This is a genomic window from Autumnicola psychrophila, from assembly GCF_031846645.1.
Lineage (GTDB): Bacteria > Bacteroidota > Bacteroidia > Flavobacteriales > Flavobacteriaceae > Autumnicola > Autumnicola psychrophila.
Genome location: NZ_JAVRHN010000043.1, coordinates 1 through 385, shown reverse-complemented (window position 1 = coordinate 385; position 385 = coordinate 1). Strand labels below are relative to the sequence as shown.

General features: G+C 34.3%; 1 protein-coding gene. It reads left to right on the top strand.

What is annotated here, in order from left to right:
- Positions 1 to 348, top strand: a 348-nt coding sequence (locus RM541_RS17420) for an integrase core domain-containing protein (RefSeq protein ID WP_311501407.1), incomplete at its 5' end; no start/stop codon positions are given.
- Positions 349 to 385 lie beyond the last annotated feature (37 nt).

Here is a 385-nt window from a genome sequence, read left to right as displayed (position 1 = left end):
CAAGCGCCGAAGATCCATCATTCTGACAGGGGAAGCCAATACACTTATAAATCTTATATTGATTTGCTAAAAGCTAATACAACTATTATTAGCATGGCTTTAAGTGCTCAGGACAATGCTTATGCAGAAAGGATCAACAGGACCATAAAAGAAGAATATCTTGATCATTGGAGACCGCAGACCTTTTGCCAGTTAAAAAACCAAACTAAAAGAGCTGTGACTAATTATAACAAAAAAAGATCACACGATCATTTACAAAAAAGAAACCCTGATGAATTTGAGAAATATTGGTCCGCTCTAAACCCAAAGGAAAGGCCAGTATTTACTATTTTTGATAATGAAAATTAATATATAAAACCGGTCAACACTAATTAGGGAAGTTCAA